Annotated in this window: 11 protein-coding genes; 6 read left to right on the top strand and 5 right to left on the bottom strand. The window is 72.4% G+C overall.

Features of this window, described 5'->3' with window-relative positions:
* The first annotated feature begins 6 nt into the window (after window positions 1-6).
* Together ACZ6BB_RS32970 and ACZ6BB_RS32965 are read left to right on the top strand one after the other, a co-directional pair.
* Entirely contained in the window at window positions 7-2,775 is a 2,769-nt protein-coding gene (locus ACZ6BB_RS32970) for an SUKH-4 family immunity protein (protein WP_471618776.1), read from the top strand.
* A 242-nt stretch (window positions 2,776-3,017) separates the two neighbouring features.
* Window positions 3,018-3,893, top strand: coding sequence for a cellulose-binding protein (locus ACZ6BB_RS32965; RefSeq protein WP_471618775.1), 876 nt, complete (start codon window positions 3,018-3,020; stop codon window positions 3,891-3,893).
* A 72-nt stretch (window positions 3,894-3,965) separates the two neighbouring features.
* Here ACZ6BB_RS32965 and ACZ6BB_RS32960 read toward each other — a convergent pair whose 3' ends face one another.
* The 3 genes from ACZ6BB_RS32960 to ACZ6BB_RS32950 form a co-directional block, all read right to left on the bottom strand.
* On the bottom strand, window positions 3,966-5,621 hold the full coding sequence (locus ACZ6BB_RS32960) for a sodium/solute symporter (protein WP_471618774.1): 1,656 nt from the start codon (window positions 5,619-5,621) through the stop codon (window positions 3,966-3,968).
* Window positions 5,618-6,139, bottom strand: coding sequence for a DUF485 domain-containing protein (locus tag ACZ6BB_RS32955; RefSeq protein ID WP_471618773.1), 522 nt, complete (start codon window positions 6,137-6,139; stop codon window positions 5,618-5,620). The genes ACZ6BB_RS32960 and ACZ6BB_RS32955 overlap by 4 nt, the downstream gene beginning before the upstream one ends.
* Before the next feature lie 168 nt (window positions 6,140-6,307).
* Window positions 6,308-7,810 (bottom strand): MFS transporter, encoded by a 1,503-nt coding sequence (locus ACZ6BB_RS32950; RefSeq protein WP_471618839.1) that lies wholly within the window; start codon window positions 7,808-7,810, stop codon window positions 6,308-6,310.
* 724 nt (window positions 7,811-8,534) lie between these two features.
* On the opposite strand from ACZ6BB_RS32950, the gene ACZ6BB_RS32945 reads away from it, so the two are divergent.
* Together ACZ6BB_RS32945 and ACZ6BB_RS32940 are read left to right on the top strand one after the other, a co-directional pair.
* Window positions 8,535-9,323, top strand: a complete 789-nt coding sequence (locus ACZ6BB_RS32945; protein WP_471618772.1) for an ABC transporter ATP-binding protein — start codon at window positions 8,535-8,537, stop codon at window positions 9,321-9,323.
* Window positions 9,320-11,899, top strand: coding sequence for an ABC transporter permease (locus tag ACZ6BB_RS32940; RefSeq protein ID WP_471618771.1), 2,580 nt, complete (start codon window positions 9,320-9,322; stop codon window positions 11,897-11,899). The genes ACZ6BB_RS32945 and ACZ6BB_RS32940 overlap by 4 nt, the downstream gene beginning before the upstream one ends.
* A 153-nt stretch (window positions 11,900-12,052) precedes the next feature.
* Here ACZ6BB_RS32940 and ACZ6BB_RS32935 read toward each other — a convergent pair whose 3' ends face one another.
* Window positions 12,053-13,528, bottom strand: a complete 1,476-nt coding sequence (locus ACZ6BB_RS32935) for a DUF2079 domain-containing protein (protein ID WP_471618770.1) — start codon at window positions 13,526-13,528, stop codon at window positions 12,053-12,055.
* 360 nt (window positions 13,529-13,888) lie between these two features.
* Here ACZ6BB_RS32935 and mfd point away from each other — a divergent pair, with 360 nt between their 5' ends.
* Both mfd and ACZ6BB_RS32925 read left to right on the top strand, forming a co-directional pair.
* The gene (gene mfd, locus ACZ6BB_RS32930; RefSeq protein ID WP_471618769.1) at window positions 13,889-17,422 is read left to right on the top strand and encodes a transcription-repair coupling factor; all 3,534 of its coding nucleotides are present in this window, start codon (window positions 13,889-13,891) and stop codon (window positions 17,420-17,422) included.
* Window positions 17,423-17,607: 185 nt separating this feature from the next.
* Entirely contained in the window at window positions 17,608-18,330 is a 723-nt protein-coding gene (locus tag ACZ6BB_RS32925) for an HNH endonuclease family protein (RefSeq protein ID WP_471618768.1), read from the top strand.
* 33 nt (window positions 18,331-18,363) lie between these two features.
* Here the strand turns inward: ACZ6BB_RS32925 and ACZ6BB_RS32920 are convergent, their stop codons facing one another.
* Complete coding sequence (locus tag ACZ6BB_RS32920) at window positions 18,364-19,101, bottom strand: hypothetical protein (protein ID WP_471618767.1); 738 nt, start codon at window positions 19,099-19,101, stop codon at window positions 18,364-18,366.
* Window positions 19,102-19,369: the final 268 nt, after the last annotated feature.

Here is a 19,369-nt window from a genome sequence, read left to right as displayed (position 1 = left end):
TTTTCGATGGTGACGTTCGCTCAGGCGCAGGAGCGCGCCGAGGAGTGGATCAACGGGGATCTGCCGGCCTATCAGCACCGTGAGGTGCGGGTGCGGGAGTTCGACCTCGGGTTCGTGGTGTGGGCCGAGGACCGTGCCGACGGTCCGCGGTCCGACGGTGGCGCGCAGCGGCTGGTGATCGCCCGGGACAGCGGGGACGCCACGTTGTGGCCGTCGCTGCCGGTGGGTGAGGTGATCCGCCGGTTCGAGGAGGAGTACGGCCGGGTGGACGAGGCTCCGGCCGCGGCGCCGGCGCCGGCGGCGCGGGTGGATCTGAATCAGACGTCGTTCCTGCTGACTCCGCCGGAGTGGCTGCAGGAAGCGGCGGACCGGATGGGGATCCCGGATCACCGTGCGGGCGCCCGGGGTGACGCTTCGGACGGCGCGGGGTCCCGTGCGGCGGCCGCGGTGGCCGACGGTTCGGGCGGGTCCGGTTCGGTGGGCGCCGAGGGGGCGTCCGGGGGCGGTGGTTCGCTGCCCGAGACGCTGGCGGGGCCGGTGGGGCAGTCTCCTTCCGGTGGTCGTGGGGTGTCCGACGCGCCGGCCGACGCCACGCCGTGGCCCGCCGCCGCGTCGGCGGAGGACGAGGTGCGGGACGCGGTGCCGCCGCCGAGGGAGACCGAGCCGCAGGACGCGGTGCCGAGGGTGCCCGACGGGGCGACGCCGTGGGCGGGCACGGACACCAACGCCGACGCCGGGGACGACCGTTCCGTGCCGCTGCCGGAGACGGTGTTCGCGCGGCAGCTGACCGAGGTGAGCGACGAGGACGACGCTCCGGCGCCCAACGCGCTGCCGGATGCGCAGACCGCGCTGATCTCCGGTGGCAGCCAGCTTCCCCGGACGGCCGTGTCGCCGGTCCTGGGTGGCCCCGGCTCCGCGTCGGGTACGCCGGGTGCCGCGTCGCAGCAGCAGCCGTCGGGTCCGGCGACTCCGCCGCCGGGCGGGCAGTCGTACGGGTATCCGCAGGGGCCGGGTGGTCCGCAGGGCCCGGGGACTCCGCCGCCCGGTGCGCAGTCGTACGGGTATCCGCAGGGGCCCGGTGGTTCGCAGGGTCCTGGTACGCCGCCGCCGGGGCGTGCGCCGGCGCCCCACGCCGGTGACATCGCCGACGCGGCCACGAGCAAGGCGGCACCGCCGCCGCGACGGGGCGGTGGGCCCGGTGTGCCGCCGCCCCCGGCTCCGCCCGGTACCCCGGGTGCTCCGGGCGGCACGCCTCCGCCGCCGTCGGGGCCCGGTGCGCCGGGTACTCCGGCGGGTGGGTACGTGCCGACCCAGCTGGTCTCCGCCCTCGGCCCGAACGGGCCGGAGAGCCTTCCCGGTGCTCCGGGGCAGCCCGGTGGGCCGGGCGTGCCCGGTGCGCCCGGGGTGCCGAATCCGCCCGGGGGCACGCCCGCCGGGGGGATGCACCACGCGGCGACGATGCTCGCCGGGCCCGCCGTGGGTGGTCCGGGCGCGCCGCAGCCGCCGGGTCCGCCCGGGGCTCCGGGCCAGCCGGGTGCTCCCGGGGCGCCCGGTCATCCCGGTGCCGGTGCTCCCGGTCACCCGGGTGCTCCTGGCCGGCCGGGCGGTCCCGGTGGTCCCGGGCCCGTGCACCACGCCGAGACGATGCTGGCCGGGCCGCCGGTCGGTGGTCCGGGCGCGCCCGGGATGCCGCCGGGTGCCCAACCCGGGATGCCCGGCCGTCCGGGGCAGCCGGGGCCGGTGCCCGGTCCGCCGATGGGCGCGCCCCCGGCGTACGGCTATCCGCAGCCGCCCGTCGGTCAGCCGACCGTCGGCCCCGGCTACCAGGCCGTGCTGCGGTTCCGGGCGCCGGACGGCTCCGAGCAGCAGGTGATCCGGCGTTCGGCGCCGGGCACGCCGCACCCGGAGTGGCAGATCTTCCATGAGCTGCGGGGCATGAACATCCCGCCGGAGGCGGTGCTGGAGCTGCACACGGAGCTGGAGTCGTGCGAGCTGCCGGGGGCGTACTGCGCGCGGATGATCCGTGAGCAGTGGCCGAACGCCCGCATCACGTCCATCGCGCCGTACGGCAAGGACCATGCGAGCCGGCAGCAGGGCATGGCCCAGCTCATCGCGCACCAGGGCGAGTTGCATCAGGTCGCGGACGGTCCGGCCCGGCACGCGCCGGTGCGGGCGCCCCTGCATCCGGTGCAGCCGGCGCCGCCGGTCCCGCCGGAGGCGATCGGACAGGAGCTCGCGGCGGCGTTCGGGCCGGGGGTGTTCCGGTTCGACCAGCAGGCGGTGTCGCGGCAGGGTGTTCCGCCGATCGTGGCGCACACGCTGGTCGTGGCCGGGCTGCCGGTCGACATGGGTCCGTTCTTCTGGGCGCAGGCCCAGCCGGGCCGTCCGGTGCCGACGCTGGCGGAGCTGGCGCAGGAGCGGGGGGTGCAGCCGGCGGCCGACGCGGGTTCGTACCTGGTGATGGGCAGCGACTTCGGCAAGGCGCTGTGTGTGCAGTACGGCACGGCGAACATCGTGGCCGTGCCGGTGGAGGCGGGGCCGGGCGGTGCGCCCGTGCCGCCGCAGTTCGTGAACACCGGTCTGCCGGAGTTCGCGCGCTGCCTGGCGCTGCTCGGCCGTATGTGGCGGCTGCGGTTCGGTCTCAACCAGGAGCAGGCGGGCCGCTGGACCGTCGACTTCCAGGCGCAGCTCGCCGCGCTCGACCCGGCGGCGCTCGCCTCGCCGGAGAGCTGGTGGTCGGTGCTGCTGGAGCAGATGTGGGACGGGTTGCTGTGATCCGTCGCGGCTGACGCCGCCGCGCCACGCGCATGTGTGCCGAGGGCCCGGCCCGGTCTCGTACGACCGGCCGGGCCCTTCGTGTGCGCCGGCCGCCCCTGTCCGGGTCCCTGCTCCTGCCTGCTGCCGGCGGTCCTCCCGTGACCCCCGCACGGAGTGTCGCGTTATGAACCTTTCTGTCCGATACATCAAGATGTGCGCGAAATCATCATTTCGTGTGCGTCCGGCGGAGAGGGCCCAGCATGAGCAGCGCACCGACGGCACCCCATGACTTCGAGTTCGACGTCGTACGGCGCGGCTACCGCACCGACCAGGTCGACGCCCACGCGGCGGCCCTCTCACGGGACCGGGACGCCGCGTGGGAGCGGGCCGCCCGGCTGACCGTGCTGGCCCGGGAGATGGGCGTCGACCTCGCCCGGCTGCGCGAGACGGTCGCCGGGCTGACCCCGCAGACGTACGAGGCGCTCGGTGAGGGCGCGCGGCAGTTGTTCGCCCTCGGTGTCGAGGAGGCCGCGGCCGTTCGCGAGGGCGCCCGCGAGGGCGCCCGGCGGCTCGTCGCCGAGGCGGAGGAGACGGGGCTGCGGCTGCGGGAGGCGGCGCAGGCGTACGCCGACGAGGTGCGGGGCGAGGCCGAGGAGCGGGCCCGGCAGGTGGTGCTGGCCGCCCGGGCCGAGGCCGACGAGCTGCGGATCGAGGCCCGGCGCGGGGTGAAGGAGAGGCGGGGCGAGGCGCTGGCCGCGCTGCGGGAGGTGCGGGAGCGGACCGAGGGGATGCTCACCGAGCTGGCCAAGGAGTACGACGAGCGGGTGGCCGGCATCGAGCGGGAGACGGCCGAGCGGGAGGCCGCGCTCGACGCGGGGCTGGCCGAACGGGTCGCTCGGGCGGAGGCCGCCCTCGCCGAGGCGGAGCGGGACTACGCGGCGGCGGAGGCCGACGCGGCGCGGATGCGGGACGAGGCGGAGGAGCGGGCCGCCGAGGCGCTGGCGGAGGCGCGGCGGCGGGAGGAGTGGGTGGCGCGGGAGACGGAGCGGGTCTTGCGGGAGCACGGGGAGAGGTGGGACGAGGTGCGGGCGCAGATGGACTGCATCCGGGACAGCCTGTCCGCGTTGACGGACTAGGGCGCCGGGGGGGGGCTCGGGGGGCCCGCACCCGCCCACCGGCCCGCCCCCCCCCGCGTCATGGGCGCCCCCTCAGACCTCGTCCCTCCGCGTCGCCCCCGCCAGAATCCACCCCTCCACGGCCTCGTACTGCCGACGCTGCTCCGTGGCCCGGTCGCGGCCGGAGGCGATCGTGCCCAGCCAGCCCGCGAGGAAGCCCAGGGGGATGGATACGAGGCCGGTGGTGGTGAAGGGGAACCAGTTGAAGTCGGCGCGGGGGAAGGCGGCGTAGGGGGAGCCGGAGACGAGGTTGGTCCCGGTCATGAGGATCAGGACGGAGACGCTGCCGCCGACGAGGGTCCACATCAGGCCCGTACGGGTGTACCGGCGCCAGAAGAGGCCGTAGACGAGCGCGGGGGCGATGGCGGAGGCGCCGAGGCAGAAGGAGAGGGTGACCAGCGGCTGGAGGTTGCGGTGCTGGACCAGCGTGGCGAGGAGGATCGCCGTGACGCCGACCGCGCCCGCCGAGAGCCTGGCGACGGTCATCTCGCGGCGCGGGGTGAGGGGGCGGCCGGCGCGGGCCGCGAAGACGTCGTGGGCGAGGGAGTTGGCACAGGCGAGGATCATCCCGGCCACGGAGGCGAGGAGGGTCAGGAAGACCGCCGTCGTGACCGTGGTGAAGAGCAGGGTCTCCGCCGTGGACACCTCCGTGCCGAACGCCGCCATGGAGCCCAGCAGATAGGCCGTGTTGCCCTGCGGGTCGACCCCCGCGATCACCTCGCGGCCGATCAGGGCCGTCGCACCGAAGCCGATCACCGAGATGATCAGGACGAAGAGGGCGACGGAGGGGACCGCCCAGGACAGCGAGCGGCGGACCTGGCGGGCGCTGTTCGCCGTGTACATGCGCATGGTGACGTGGGGCAGGCAGGCGCCGCCGAGGACGACCGTCAACTGGGCGCTGATCATGTCGAGTTCGGGGTGGGGACCGCCCGCGAACTGCAGCCCGGAGTGGAGGTACGCGGTGCCGATGCCGCTCCGCTCGGCCGCCGTGCCGAGCAGCAGACCGGGGTCCCAGTCGAACTTGTCCAGGATCAGTACGGCGATCAGCGCGCCGGAGCCGAGCAGCATCACGATCTTGATGATCTGGATGAGGGCGGTGCCCTTCATGCCGCCGATAGCCGCGTAGCCGATCATCAGCGCCCCGACGACCACCACGACACCGGTCTTCAGGCTGTCGCTGGAGAAGCCGAGGACGAACGCCAGCAGGTCGCCGGTGCCCGCCAGCTGGACCAGCATCATCGGCATCAGCGCGGCGATCGTGACGACGCAGGCGACGATGCGTACGGACCGGCCGGGCATCCGCCGGGCCAGCGCGTCGCCCATCGTGAACCGGCCCGCGTTGCGCAGGGGTTCGGCCAGCAGGAACATCAGCAGCATCAGGGACAGGGCCGTGCTGAGGGCGAGGACGACACCGTCGTAGCCGAAGAGGGCGATCACTCCGCCGGTGCCCAGCACCGTCGCCGCCGAGATGTAGTCGCCCGCGATGGCGAGGCCGTTGCGCAGGGGGGAGAGGGAGCTGTAGCCGGTGTAGAACTCGTCGAGGTCGTCCCGGTCCGGGCCCGTCATCACGCACAGCAGCAGGGTGATCGTGGCGACCGCCGTGAACCCGACGAGCGACATGGCCCGGGCCGACCCGCTGAACTCGGCGAGGCCGCCCGCGGCGGTGGTCAGGGGGGTGAGGGTGGTCATCGGGCGACCCCCCGCCGCGCGTCCGCCGCCCCCCGCCGCGCGTCCGCCGCCCCCCGCCGCGCGTCCGCCGCCCCCCGCCGTGCGTCCGCCGCCGCGAGTTCGCGGATGCGGTCGGCCAGCGGGTCGACCCGGTGGCGCGCGGTGTGCTCGTACAGCCAGATGGCCAGGCACGTCACCGGGACCTGGAGCAGGCCGAGCAGCAGGCCCGTGGAGAGTCCGCCACTGACCTCGCTCGTCATGAACGACGGGGCGAACGCCGACAGGACGAGGAAGAGTACGAAGTAGCCCAGCGCGGCCAGCGTCGCCACCCGCCGCTGCCAGCGGTACGCGCTGCGCAGCACCCGCAGGTCGCTGTGGTGACCGAGGGGGGAGGACGTGCGGGCGGACCGGGGGGCCGGGACCGTGACCGGTTCCTGGGGGGCCCAGGGATAGGTCTGGTACGACGGGGACGAGGTGTGCTGCGGGTACGGCGGTCGGTACGGCGGCTGGTGCGGGGGTGACGAGAAAGCGTCGGTCATCCCTTTGTCTCCTTGCGCGGCTCGGGTCCGGTGCGGACCGCAGGGAGGGGGGCGGGCGTGAACGCTACTCGTGGGTGCGGCGGTGTGCGAGCTTTTCGACAAACTGATCGGTCGGTATGCGCTTACTTGACGTATCTCACGCTGACCTGGGGTGTTACCCGGATTAACTCAGATTTTTGAACGAGGGTCAGGACTGTCGGCGGCGAGCACCGGGAACCTGCGCGGTGCCACCACCAGCAGCACCAGGAACGCCACCGTCGCCGCGCAGGCCGCGCCCAGGTAGACGGCGTGGACCGCGTCCGCGATCGCGCGGCGGACCGGCTCGGCGGCCGTGCCCGCGCCGAGGGAGCGGGTGACGGTGTCCAGATCTCCCGCGCCGCCCAGCCGGGAGGCCAGCACCCCGTTGGCGACCGCGCCGAAGGCCGCCGCGCCCAGCGTCTGGCCGGTCTGGCGGCAGAAGAGGATCGACGCGGTGGCCGTGCCGCGCTCCTCCCACGCCACCGTCGACTGGACGCCGATGATCAGGGGGAGCTGGAAGAGGCCCAGCGCGGCGCCCAGCAGGAGCATCAGCAGCATCGGCTGCCATGCCTCGCCCGGGTAGGGCAGGAACGGGAAGGCGAAGAGGAGTGCCGCGGCCGCGGCGATGCCGAGCAGCGCCGTGTTCCGGAAGCCGATACGGCGGTAGACGTGCTGGCTGAGGGCCGCCGACACCGGCCAGCTCAGCGTCCAGACGGACACCACGAACCCGGCGGCCACCGGCGCCAGGCCCAGCACCGACTGCGCGTAGGTCGCGAGGAACACCGTCGGCGCGACCATCAGCAGCCCCAGAGCGCCGAGCGCCAGGTTCACCGCCGCGATCGTGCGACGGCGCCACACCCAGCCGGGGATGATCGGTTCGGCGGCCCGGCGCTCGATCAGCACCAGCAGGGCGATCAGGGCGGCTCCCGTGCCCAGCAGGGTGATCGAGGGCAGCGACAGCCAGTCCCAGGCCACGCCGCCCTGCACCAGCGCCAGCAGCAGCGCCCCGCCGCCGGCGAAGACGGTCAGCGCGCCCGCCCAGTCCACCCGGGGCCGGCCCGTCGACTCCCGCCGTGGCTCGTGGAGATGACGGACGAGCAGCCACAACGCCGCCGCCCCGAGCGGGAGGTTGATGAGGAAGATCCACCGCCAGTCCGCGTACGCCGCCAGGACGCCGCCCGCGCCCGGGCCCGCCACCGCCGACACCGCCCACACCGTGGACAGTTTGGCCTGGATCCTGGGCCGCTCCTCCAGGGGGTAGAGGTCGGCCGCCAGCGTCTGGACCGTGCCCTGCAGCGCCCCGCCGCCCAGGCCCTGGACGACGCGGAAGGCGATCAGGGAGCCCATGTTCCAGGCCAGCGCGCACAGGAGGGAGCCCAGCAGGAACAGGACCGCGCCCACGACCAGCACCGGTTTGCGGCCGAAGGTGTCGGAGAGCTTGCCGTAGACGGGCAGGGTGACGGTGACGGCGAGCAGATAGCCGGAGAACAGCCAGGAGAAGACGGAGAAGCCGCCGAGGTCGGCGACGATCTGCGGTACGGCGGTCGAGACGATCGTGGAGTCCAGCGCCGCCAGGCCCATGGCCAGCATCAGGGCGGCGGTGACGGCCTTCCGACGGCCGGATCCGGCCTCCCGCGGGGCCGCGTCGCGAATCTCGGGGCGCGCGGACCGTCTGGGGCGTACGGACCGTATGGATCGTGCGGGCCGTATGGGTCGTGCGGGTCTCGCGGCCGGTGCGGAGTCCACCGCTGCGGAGTCCACCGGACCGTCGTCCACCGGACCGTCGTCCACCGGATCGTCGTCCACCGGATCGTCGTCCGCCGGACGGCCGCCCGAGGGATCGGTGCCCGAGGGGTCGGTGCCCAAGTGAGCGGCGCCCAAGTGAGCGGCGCCCAGGGGATCGCCGCCCAAGGGGTTGCCGTCCGTCGGATGTCCGCCCGCCGACCTGTCGTCCACCGGATGCCTTCCCCTTGCACCTATCTGCCGCCGACCACCATGCCATTGACCCTCACGCCGCGGCAGGGTGCAGCATGGTCGGACCACGGGGAGGAGGTCGACCCCGAGACCGTCTCCTCCCGGCGGGCGACAACCCCTAGGGGTACCTCCGCACTACGGCTGGGGGCGGGTTCGTACCGGCGGAGGAGGAGATCGGGCACCTGCCGTCCTTAACCTGGCTTTACGCCGCTGGGGGGCGGTGTACCGGACCGGTGGGGGTGGGGTTTTCCCCAGCAGAAGACTGCGCTGGGCACCAGCGCGCCGGGCCCCCTCCGCAGGCCAGACTCAGCAGCACAGCACCGCGTACGGCCCGGCACCACGCTTCGTACGGCTCGTCCACTGAGCAACGGAACCATCCGCTGCCCGACTTAGGAGACATACCGTGACATCGGCTGTGACCATCACCAGGCACGGGGGTACTGGAGGGACTACGGCCGTTGCCGCGCGGGCGCGGCAGGTCGTCAAGGCGTACGGGTCCGGGGAGACCCGTGTCGTCGCCCTCGACCATGTGGACGTGGACATCGCGCGGGGGCAGTTCACCGCGATCATGGGCCCCTCGGGGTCCGGCAAGTCCACCCTCATGCACTGCCTCGCCGGACTCGACACCGTGTCGTCGGGCCAGATCCACCTCGACGACACCGAGATCACCGGCCTCAAGGACAAGAAGCTCACGCAGCTGCGCCGGGACCGGATCGGCTTCATCTTCCAGGCGTTCAACCTGCTGCCCACGCTGAACGCGATAGAGAACATCACGCTCCCGATGGACATCGCGGGGCGCAAGCCGAACAAGGAGTGGCTGGGCCGGGTCGTCGACACCGTCGGCCTGAGCGACCGGCTCAAGCACCGGCCCACCCAGCTCTCCGGCGGACAGCAGCAGCGCGTCGCCGTGGCCCGGGCGCTGGCCGCCCGGCCGGAGATCATCTTCGGCGACGAGCCGACCGGCAACCTGGACTCCCGGGCCGGCGCCGAGATCCTGGGCTTCCTGCGCAGGTCGGTCGACGAGCTGGGCCAGACCATCGTGATGGTCACCCACGACCCGGTGGCCGCCTCGTACGCGGACCGGGTGCTGTACCTGGCGGACGGCCGCATCGTCGACGAGATGCTCAAGCCGACCGCCGACACCGTGCTGGACCGCATGAAGGACTTCGACGCCCGGGGGCGTACGTCATGACTGTCATGAAGACCTCCATGCGCAACTTCTTCGCGCACAAGGGGCGGATGGCGCTCTCGGCCATCGCGGTCATGCTGTCGGTGGCGTTCGTGACGGGGACCCTGGTCTTCACCGACACGATGGGCACCACGTTCGACAAGTTGTTCGCGGCCACCTCCTCCGACGTCACGGTCAGCGCCAAGGGCGCCTCGGACAGCGGGGAGACGCGGTCCGACACCGGCAAGCCGCCGGTCATGCCCGCCTCCGTCGTGGACAAGGCGGGTGACGCGGACGGCGTGAAGTCGGCCGAGGGCACCGTCTTCTCCACCTCGGTCACCGTCGTCGACGCCGACAAGGACAGCCTCTCGCCCACCAGCGGCGCCCCGACCATCGTCGGCAACTGGAACGCCAACGACGCCCGCACCATGAAGATCTCCTCCGGTGAGGCGCCGCGTGGCCCGGACCAGATCATGGTCGACGCGGACACCGCCGACAAGCACGACCTGAAGCTCGGCGACGAGATCGGCGTGATCAGCGCGGTCGGCACGCACGAGGCGAAGGTCTCCGGCATCGCCGACTTCCAGGTCACCAACCCGGGCGCCGCGATCTTCTACCTCGACACCGCCACCGCGCAGAAGGCCCTCGTCGGCGAGACCGGTGTCTACACCAACGTCAACATCACCGCCGCCGCCGGTTTCACGGACGCGCAGGTGAAGAAGAACGTCTCCGCCGAACTGGGCGGCGGCTACAAGGTGCAGACCGCCAAGGAGGTCGCGGACGCCAACGCCAAGGACGTCGGCGAGTTCATGGGCGTGATGAAGTACGCCATGCTCGGCTTCGCCGGGATCGCCTTCCTCGTCGGCATCTTCCTCATCATCAACACCTTCTCGATGCTGGTCGCGCAGCGGACCCGCGAGATCGGGCTGATGCGGGCCATCGGCTCCAGCCGCGGCCAGGTCAACCGGTCGGTCCTCGTCGAGGCGCTGCTCCTGGGCGTGTTCGGCTCGGTCCTCGGTGTCGCCGGCGGTGTCGGCCTCGCCATCGGGCTGATGAAGCTGATGAGCGCCACCGGCATGAACCTGTCCACCGACGACCTCACCATCGCCTGGACCACCCCGGCGGTCGGCCTGCTCCTGGGCATCGTCGTCACCGTCCTCGCCGCCTACGTGCCCGCCCGGCGCGCCGGCAAGGTCTCCCCGATGGCCGCCCTGCGCGATGCCGGAGCCCCGCTGGACGCCAAGGCCGGAGTCGTCCGGGCCGTGATCGGCCTCGTGCTGACCGGTGCCGGCGGCTCCTGCCTGTACCTGGCGTCCACCGCCGCCAAGGCGAGCGAGGGTTCGATGTGGCTGGGCGGCGGGGTCGTCCTGTCCCTCATCGGCTTCGTCGTCATCGGCCCGCTGCTCGCCGGCGCGGTGGTGCGGGTGCTGGGCGCGGTCGTCCTGCGGGCCTTCGGCCCGGTCGGCCGGATGGCCGAGCGCAACGCGCTGCGCAACCCCCGCCGCACGGGGGCCACCGGTGCCGCCCTGATGATCGGCCTCGCCCTGGTCGCCTGCCTGTCCGTCGTCGGCTCCTCCATGGTCGCCTCGGCCACCGAGCAGCTCGACAAGACGGTCGGCACGGACTTCATCATCCAGTCCGACCGCGGTGAGCTGATCACTCCGCAGGCCGTCGAGGCCGCGCGCTCCGCGAAGGGCATCAAGAGCTTCACCGAGTACAAGTGGACCCAGGCCGACTTCACCACCCCCGACGGCAAGACGCTCAAGGACACGGCGATCACCGCCGCCGACCCGAGCTACGCCACCGACCTCGCCACCGAGGTCGTCGCGGGCAAGCTGCCGGACGCCTACAAGCCCGACTCGATGTCCGTCCACGAGAAGTTCGCCAAGGACCACGACATCAAGCTCGGCTCGAAGATCGCCGTGGCCTTCAAGGACGGCCGCACGGCCGACCTGACCGTCCGCGCGATCACCAGCAGTGACGTCGTCATCGACGCCGGCGCGATGTACACCTCCATCGACACGATGGCCACGTACGTCCCCGCCGACAAGATGCCCCTCGACCAGCTGCTCTTCGCCTCGGCGAAGGACGGTCAGGACGCGGCCGCGTACACGTCCCTCAAGGACGCGCTGCACGACTACCCGCAGTACGAGGTCCGCGACCAGACCGACTACAAGGAGGCCCTGAAGGGCCAGATCGACCAGCTCCTGAACATGATCTACGGCCTGCTCGCCCTGGCGATCATCGTCGCGATCCTGGGAGTCGTGAACACGCTGGCCCTGTCGGTGGTCGAGCGGACGCGTGAGATCGGTCTGATGCGCGCCATCGGCCTCTCCCGCCGCCAGCTGCGCCGCATGATCCGCCTGGAGTCGGTCGTCATCGCCCTCTTCGGCGCGCTTCTCGGCCTGGGGCTGGGCATGGGCTGGGGCGCCACCGCCCAGCAGCTCCTCGCCCTGGAGGGCATGAAGGTCCTCGACATCCCGTGGCCGACGATCATCGGGGTCTTCATCAGCTCGGCCTTCGTGGGCCTGTTCGCCGCGCTGGTCCCGGCGTTCCGGGCGGGCCGCATGAACGTCCTGAACGCGATCGCCACCGAGTAGCCACCGGGCACGGGGGCCCGGGGAACGGGGGGAACGGGGGAAACCGGGGGAGGGCCCGGCGCCCGGAAGCGGAGGCTTCCGGGCGCCGGGCTCCACGCGTCGTAGGACGTTCAGGGGAGGCTGTTCCGGGGACGCCGCCGGCAGGACGGGGCTTCAGGAGGCCGAGCCCTGGGCCGGCCCTCGCTCGGGGGACGTGCGCTTCAGCAGGACGAACCCCTGGATGACGCCCCGCAGCACATATGTGTCGCGCGGATGGAGCTGACGGGCGTACGCGGGGACGTCCTTCACCCAGCCCGTGCGGTTGTTGAAGGCGATGTAGTCGGGCGCGAGGCCCCCGGTCCGGCCGATCCAGAAGACGCGGCAGCGGGAGGTCAGCCGGCTGATGGGGCCGATGTTGACCTCGACGGTGGCTCCGTCCGGGATGGTGCCCAGCAGTCTCTCCACGGCCCCGACCTCGGCCGGGACACGGTAGGCGGACCCCTCGGTGAGGGTGCCCAGGGGCAGCGAGGGCGTCAGCGCGACGGAGGCCGCGAGGACGGCGGCGGGCAGATGCAGCGCGTACGAGCGCAGCCACGGGCGGAGGCTGTGACGGGCGCCGGGGAGCGCGTCGACGAGCGCGAGAAGGACCATCGGCATCAGGACGGCGCTGTAGTGCCAGGCCGTGCCCCAGTAGTTGTGGTCGGAGGCGACGAACCGCCAGCCCAGGGTGGGGAGGGCGGCGAGGACGAGCGGGGAGCGCAGGGCGAGCAGCCCGCTGGTCGGGATCAGCAGCCACAGGACGGTACGGATCTTGACGTCCAGGCCGTCGAGCGGGCCCTCGCCGCCGACCTTCGCCAGGTAGTCGGAGGTTCCGGCGGTGTTGAAGGCCGGGATGACCACGGTGAACGCGAGCAGGGTGGCGAGCGCGCCGAACGCCGCGACCGCGAGGGCGTACGGCACCACCCGGGGCGCTCCGTGCCGCCGGGCCCGGAGGGCGACGACGGTCGCGACGACCGCCAGCGTCAGCCCCTGGTCCTCCTTGACCAGGACCAGGGGGAGTCCCCAGAGCAGCGCGGCGCGCCACCGCCGGGCGAGCAGCGCATCCAGGGAGAACGCGATCAGCGGAACCGCGAAACAGATCTCGTGGAAGTCGAAGTCGACGGCGTTCTGCAGCCCCCACGACAGCCCGTACGCCACCCCCAGGGCGAGCCCCCGTGCCCGCCCCAGCGCCCGTGCGGCCGCACGCGTCACCGGCACCGCCGACAGCGCGAACAGCGCCGCCTGCGCGACGAGCAGCGTCATCGGTGAGGGGAACACCCGGTAGAACGGCGCGAGCAGCATGGTGACCGGGCTGAAGTGGTCCCCGAGCACGTTGTACCCCGGCCCCTTCAGCTCGGCGATCGGCGCCTGGAGGTGCGCGTACGCCCGCACGGTCTGCTCGTAGATGCCCAGGTCGTAGGAACGGGTCCCCATCCGCAGGTACCGCCCGACCGACACCGCCGTGTACGCCGCGAACAACAGGACCGCGAGCACGTACGGCTCCCGGCCCACGAGGGAGAGACGCCGGTCACGGGGCGGGGCGGCCGCCGTGACCGGCTCCGGTATGAGCGACGGTTCCGACGGCCTCGTGGACGGGGCGCTCGATGCCATGGGGGCTCACGTTCGGCAGGGGACAGGAGGCGCCTGTGGGGACAGGGGGCGCCCATAGAGATTAGGCGGCCCCGAGAAGACAGCGGGCGAAGCCCCTGCTTCTTCGGGGCCGCGGGGACCTGCGCGACCAGCCCCCACGGACCCGCACGGGGGCGTCGAAGGGGCGCGGCCCCCGGCCTGGGACGGGCAGGGGCGCCGGGGGCGGGAAAAGTCGTCCACGGCCCCCGCACCACCCGTCGTACCCTGGACACCCCCGGCCCGTCACACGAGTCCGGGCGTTCGTGTTGCCCCAGACCTCGCCCCACCCGAAGCCCCACCCTCGACTCCACCCCTTGCCCACCCGGACGGGAAACGCCCCGAATGAGCCTCCACGGCCTGCTAGACGCCGTAGTCAAGGACGCCCCCCTCGCGGAAGCGATCAGGGCCGCATCCGACGGCCACCGCACCCACATCGACCTGGTGGGCCCTCCGGCGGCCCGCCCCTTCGCCGTGGCCGCCCTCGCGCGGGACGCCGGCCGCCCCGTACTCGCCGTGACGGCGACGGGCCGTGAGGCCGAGGACCTGGCGGCGGCCCTGCGCTCGCTGCTGCCCCCGGACGGCGTGGTGGAGTACCCCGCCTGGGAGACGCTCCCGCACGAGCGCCTCAGCCCGCGCAGTGACACCGTCGGCCGCCGCCTCGCCGTCCTGCGCCGTCTGACCCATCCGCGCCCGGACGACCCGGAGACCGGCCCCGTCTCGGTCGTCGTCGCTCCCGTCCGCTCGGTCCTCCAGCCGCAGGTCAAGGGCCTCGGCGACCTGGAGCCGGTCGCCCTGCGCACGGGCGGGACGGCCGACCTGAACCGTACGGTCGAGGCCCTGGCGGCAGCCGCGTACTCGCGGGTCGAGCTGGTCGAGAGGCGCGGCGAGTTCGCCGTGCGCGGCGGCATCCTGGACGTCTTCCCGCCGACCGAGGAGCACCCCCTGCGGGTGGAGTTCTGGGGCGACGACGTCGAGGAGATCCGGTACTTCAAGGTCGCCGACCAGAGATCGCTGGAGGTCGCCGCGCACGGCCTGTGGGCGCCGCCCTGCCGTGAGCTGCTCCTCACGGACGACGTGCGCGCCCGCGCCCGCGCCCTGGCCGAACGCCACCCCGAGCTGGGCGAACTCCTCGACAAGATCGCCGAGGGGATCGCCGTCGAGGGCATGGAGTCCCTCGCCCCGGTCCTCGTCGACGACATGGAACTGCTGATCGACGTCCTGCCCAAGGGCGCCATGACGATCGTGTGCGACCCGGAGCGGGTGCGGACGCGGGCGGCGGACCTGGTGGCCACCTCGCAGGAGTTCCTGCAGGCGTCCTGGGCGGCGACCGCCGGGGGCGGCGAGGCGCCGATCGACGTCGGCGCGGCCTCCCTGCGGTCCATCGCGGACGTCCGCGACCGGGCCCGTGAGCTGGACATGATGTGGTGGTCGGTGTCGCCGTTCGCGGCCGACGAGGAGCTGGACTCCGACACCCTCAAGCTCGGTATGCACGCCCCCGAGACCTACCGGGGGGACACGGCCAAGGCCCTCGCCGACACCAAGGGCTGGCTCGCCGACGGCTGGCGCACGGTCTTCGTGACCGAGGCCCACGGCCCGGCCGCCCGCACGGTCGAGGTCCTCGGCGGCGAGGGCGTCCCGGCCCGGCTGGAGGCCGAGCTGGGGGAGATCTCCCCGTCGGTCGTGCAGGTGGTGTGCGGTTCGATCGACCACGGTTTCATCGACCCGACCCTGAAGCTGGCGGTCCTCACCGAGACCGACCTCTCCGGCCAGAAGGCGGCCGGCAAGGACGGCGCCCGGATGCCCGCCCGCCGCCGCAAGACCATCGACCCGCTCACCCTGGAGGCGGGCGACTACATCGTCCACGAGCAGCACGGTGTCGGCCGCTACATCGAGATGGTCCAGCGGACCGTGCAGGGCGCGACCCGCGAGTACCTGGTCGTGGAGTACGCGCCCGCCAAGCGCGGCCAGCCCGGCGACCGCCTCTACATCCCCACCGACCAGCTCGAACAGATCACCAAGTACGTCGGTGGCGAGGCCCCGACCCTGCACCGCCTCGGCGGCGCCGACTGGACGAAGACCAAGGCGCGCGCGAAGAAGGCGGTCAAGGAGATCGCCGCCGACCTCATCAAGCTCTACAGCGCCCGGATGGCGGCGCCCGGCCACGCGTTCGGGGCGGACACCCCGTGGCAGCGCGAACTGGAGGACGCCTTCCCGTACGCGGAGACGCCCGACCAGCTGACGACGATCGCCGAGGTCAAGGAGGACATGGAGAAGACGGTCCCCATGGACCGCCTGATCTGCGGCGACGTCGGCTACGGCAAGACGGAGATCGCGGTCCGGGCCGCCTTCAAGGCCGTCCAGGACGGCAAGCAGGTCGCCGTGCTCGTGCCCACGACCCTCCTGGTGCAGCAGCACTTCGGCACCTTCAGCGAGCGGTACTCGCAGTTCCCGGTGAACGTCCGGGCCCTGTCCCGCTTCCAGACGGACACCGAGGCCAAGGGCACCCTGGAGGGGCTGCGCGAGGGCGCGGTCGACATCGTCATCGGCACCCACCGTCTGTTCTCCTCCGAGACCAAGTTCAAGGACCTGGGCCTGGTCATCGTCGACGAGGAACAGCGGTTCGGCGTCGAGCACAAGGAGCAGCTGAAGAAGCTGCGCGCGAACGTGGACGTGCTGACGATGTCCGCGACCCCGATCCCGCGCACCCTGGAGATGGCGGTCACCGGCATCCGCGAGATGTCGACGATCACCACACCCCCGGAGGAGCGCCACCCGGTCCTGACCTTCGTCGGCCCGTACGAGGAGAAGCAGATCGGCGCGGCGATCCGCCGTGAACTCCTGCGCGAGGGCCAGGTCTTCTACATCCACAACCGGGTGGAGTCCATCGACCGCGCGGCGGCCCGGCTGCGGGAGATCGTCCCCGAGGCGCGGATCGCGACGGCCCACGGACAGATGTCGGAGCAGGCGCTGGAGCAGGTCGTCGTCGACTTCTGGGAGAAGAAGTTCGACGTCCTCGTCTCCACGACGATCGTGGAGTCGGGCATCGACATCTCCAACGCGAACACGCTGATCGTGGAGCGGGGGGACACCTTCGGCCTGTCGCAGCTGCACCAGCTCCGCGGCCGGGTCGGCCGGGGGCGGGAACGCGGTTACGCGTACTTCCTGTACCCGCCCGAGAAGCCGCTGACGGAGACCGCGCACGAGCGGCTCGCGACCATCGCCCAGCACACGGAGATGGGCGCGGGCATGTACGTGGCGATGAAGGACCTGGAGATCCGGGGCGCGGGCAACCTGCTGGGCGGCGAGCAGTCCGGCCACATCGCGGGGGTCGGCTTCGACCTGTACGTGCGGATGGTCGGCGAGGCGGTCGCGGACTACCGGCGCCAGCTGGAGAGCGGCGGGATCGAGGAGGAGCCGCCGCTGGAAGTGAAGATCGAGCTGCCGGTCGACGCGCACGTCCCGCACGACTACGCGCCGGGCGAGCGGCTGCGGCTGCAGGCGTACCGGGCGATCGCCTCCGTCAACACCGAGGCCGACATCGCCGCGGTGCGCGAGGAACTCGTCGACCGCTACGGCAAGTTGCCCGAGCCGGTGGAGAACCTGCTGCTCGTCGCCGGTCTGCGCATGCTCGCCCGGGCCTGCGGTGTCGGCGAGATCGTCCTCCAGGGCACCAACATCCGCTTCGCGCCCGTGGAGTTGCGCGAGTCGCAGGAGCTGCGCCTGAAGCGCCTGTATCCGGGCACGGTGATCAAGCCGGCCGCCCACCAGGTGCTGGTGCCCCGCCCGAAGACGGCGAAGGTGGGCGGGAAGCCGCTGCTCGGCCGGGATCTGCTGGGGTGGACCGGGGAGTTCCTGGCTTCGATCCTCGGGTCGTAACGGCGTAACGGCGTAACGGCGTAACGGCGTAAGGGCGTAAGGGCGCAGTGGCCCGGCGCGGCAGGGAGTGCCGCCCGGGCCACCGTCCTCGGTGCGTCCGGTGGCCGCTACGGTGTCGAGCAGGCCGGACGGGGAACCCCGAGCGGGACCGCCGAAGAGCCGCACAACGAGGGAAGGGGTGTCGCGTGGTACGTCTGAGGGGTGGGGGCGCCGTCGTCGCTCTGGTGCTGGCCGCCGCGACCGGCTGCGAACTGGACAGCACGGGCGGTTCGGCCGGACCGCAGGAGAACCCCGCCGGGGGCGGGGGCGCCGCGTACGCCGCCGCGGAGGCGCTGACCGTCAAGGGGCGGGCGCCCAAGAACAACTACGACCGCGGCGAGTTCGGCAGCGCCTGGGCCGACACGGACTCCAACAGCTGCGACACCCGCGACGACATACTCAAACGCGACCTGGACGACGTGAAGTTCCGGGACGGGGACTGCACGGTGGTCTCCGGGATGCTCGACCCTGACCCGTACACCGGGAAGGACGTGCCGTACGTACGGGGCCGCAGCAAGATCGACGTGGACCACATGGTGGCCCTCTCCGACGCCTGGCAGAAGGGCGCCCAGAAGTGGGACGACAGCAAGCGCATAGCCCTGGCCAACGACCCGCTCAACCTGCTCGCGGTCGACTCCGGCACCAACCGCGGCAAGGGCGACGGTGACACGGCCACCTGGCTCCCGCCCAACAAGGCGTACCGCTGCACCTATGTGGCCGCCCAGGTCGCCGTGAAGACGAAGTACGGCCTGTGGGTCACCTCCGCCGAACAGGCCGCCATGAAGCGTGTCCTGAGCGCCTGTCCGCAGCAGAAGCTGCCCACCGGCGGCAACCCGACGAAGGCCCCGGCCCGCTTCCACGCGGACTGAGGCCTTCGGGGTGCCGCCGCGCGGCACGGCGGGTCAGCCGAAGTCCTTGTCCATGTCGATGACCTTGCCCTTGGGGGCCTTGGCCGGAACCGGCTCGTCGAAGTCGGTGAAGACCAGGTCGCCGGGCTCCTCCGCTGACTTGCTGACGACCCGCAGGAGGTACGGCTCGCCCTTGGTGGCGACGTACAGGGTGTAGCTGTCCTTGCCGTCCTTCTCGTTCAGGACGATCGCGGGGGTGCCCTCGACCTCGGCGGTCTTGCCGCGCGTGGCGTCGGAGTTCACGTCCTTGAAGTCGGCGAGGACGGTGTCGAGGTCGCAGAAGCTCGCCATGTCCTTGGAGTCCGCGGAGGTCGCGGACGTCTTGGTCCACTTGCCGGCGAGCATGTCGACGACCATGTCGGCCTCCTCCTTGGAGGAGTCCTTCGACTGGGCGCGCAGGAAGGCCTCGTCGTACTTCATGTACATGGTGTCGCCGACCTTGATCAGCTCGGCCTGGCCGTCGCCGCCCATGCTCATGGTGCCGGCGCAGTCACCCTTCCTGTTCATCGCCATGTCCATCCGGACCGTGCCGCCGGCGGACTCGTCCTCGATCTCGCCCTTCATTCGGAGCGAGTCGGCGCCCGAGGTGGCCTTGACGGCCTTGTCGGCGATCTCGCCGCCGGTCAGACCGGCGAACGGGCCGTCCGCCTTGTCCTCACCGGGCAGGCAGCCGGTGAGCGAGAAGGTGGCCGCGGCGGCGATGCAGAGAGCGGCGAGTGCGGTGCGACGCATGGGAGTTCCCCCCTGGGAAATCGGTGTGAGGTGCGTGGAGCGAACGGTGGCGTGGCGCGGAGCGACGCGGCCTTCCCCCGGTGTGACAGCACGAACGACGTGTGACTGCCCGGTTGAGGCAGTCCGCCGTTCGATGGGTCAATCAGAGCAGACACTGTGAACCGAGTCAACACGGTTCACAAGGTTGAGGTCGTACACGACGTGAAGGGGTAGATCTTGCGTGCGTCGGTATGCTCGACGTCACACCACCAGGTACGAGGGGAGCCGG

It is taken from the genome of Streptomyces sp. NPDC041108 (assembly GCF_055592645.1).
The sequence above is the reverse complement of the archived record's forward strand: the minus strand, read 5'-3'. Positions and strand labels throughout refer to the sequence as shown.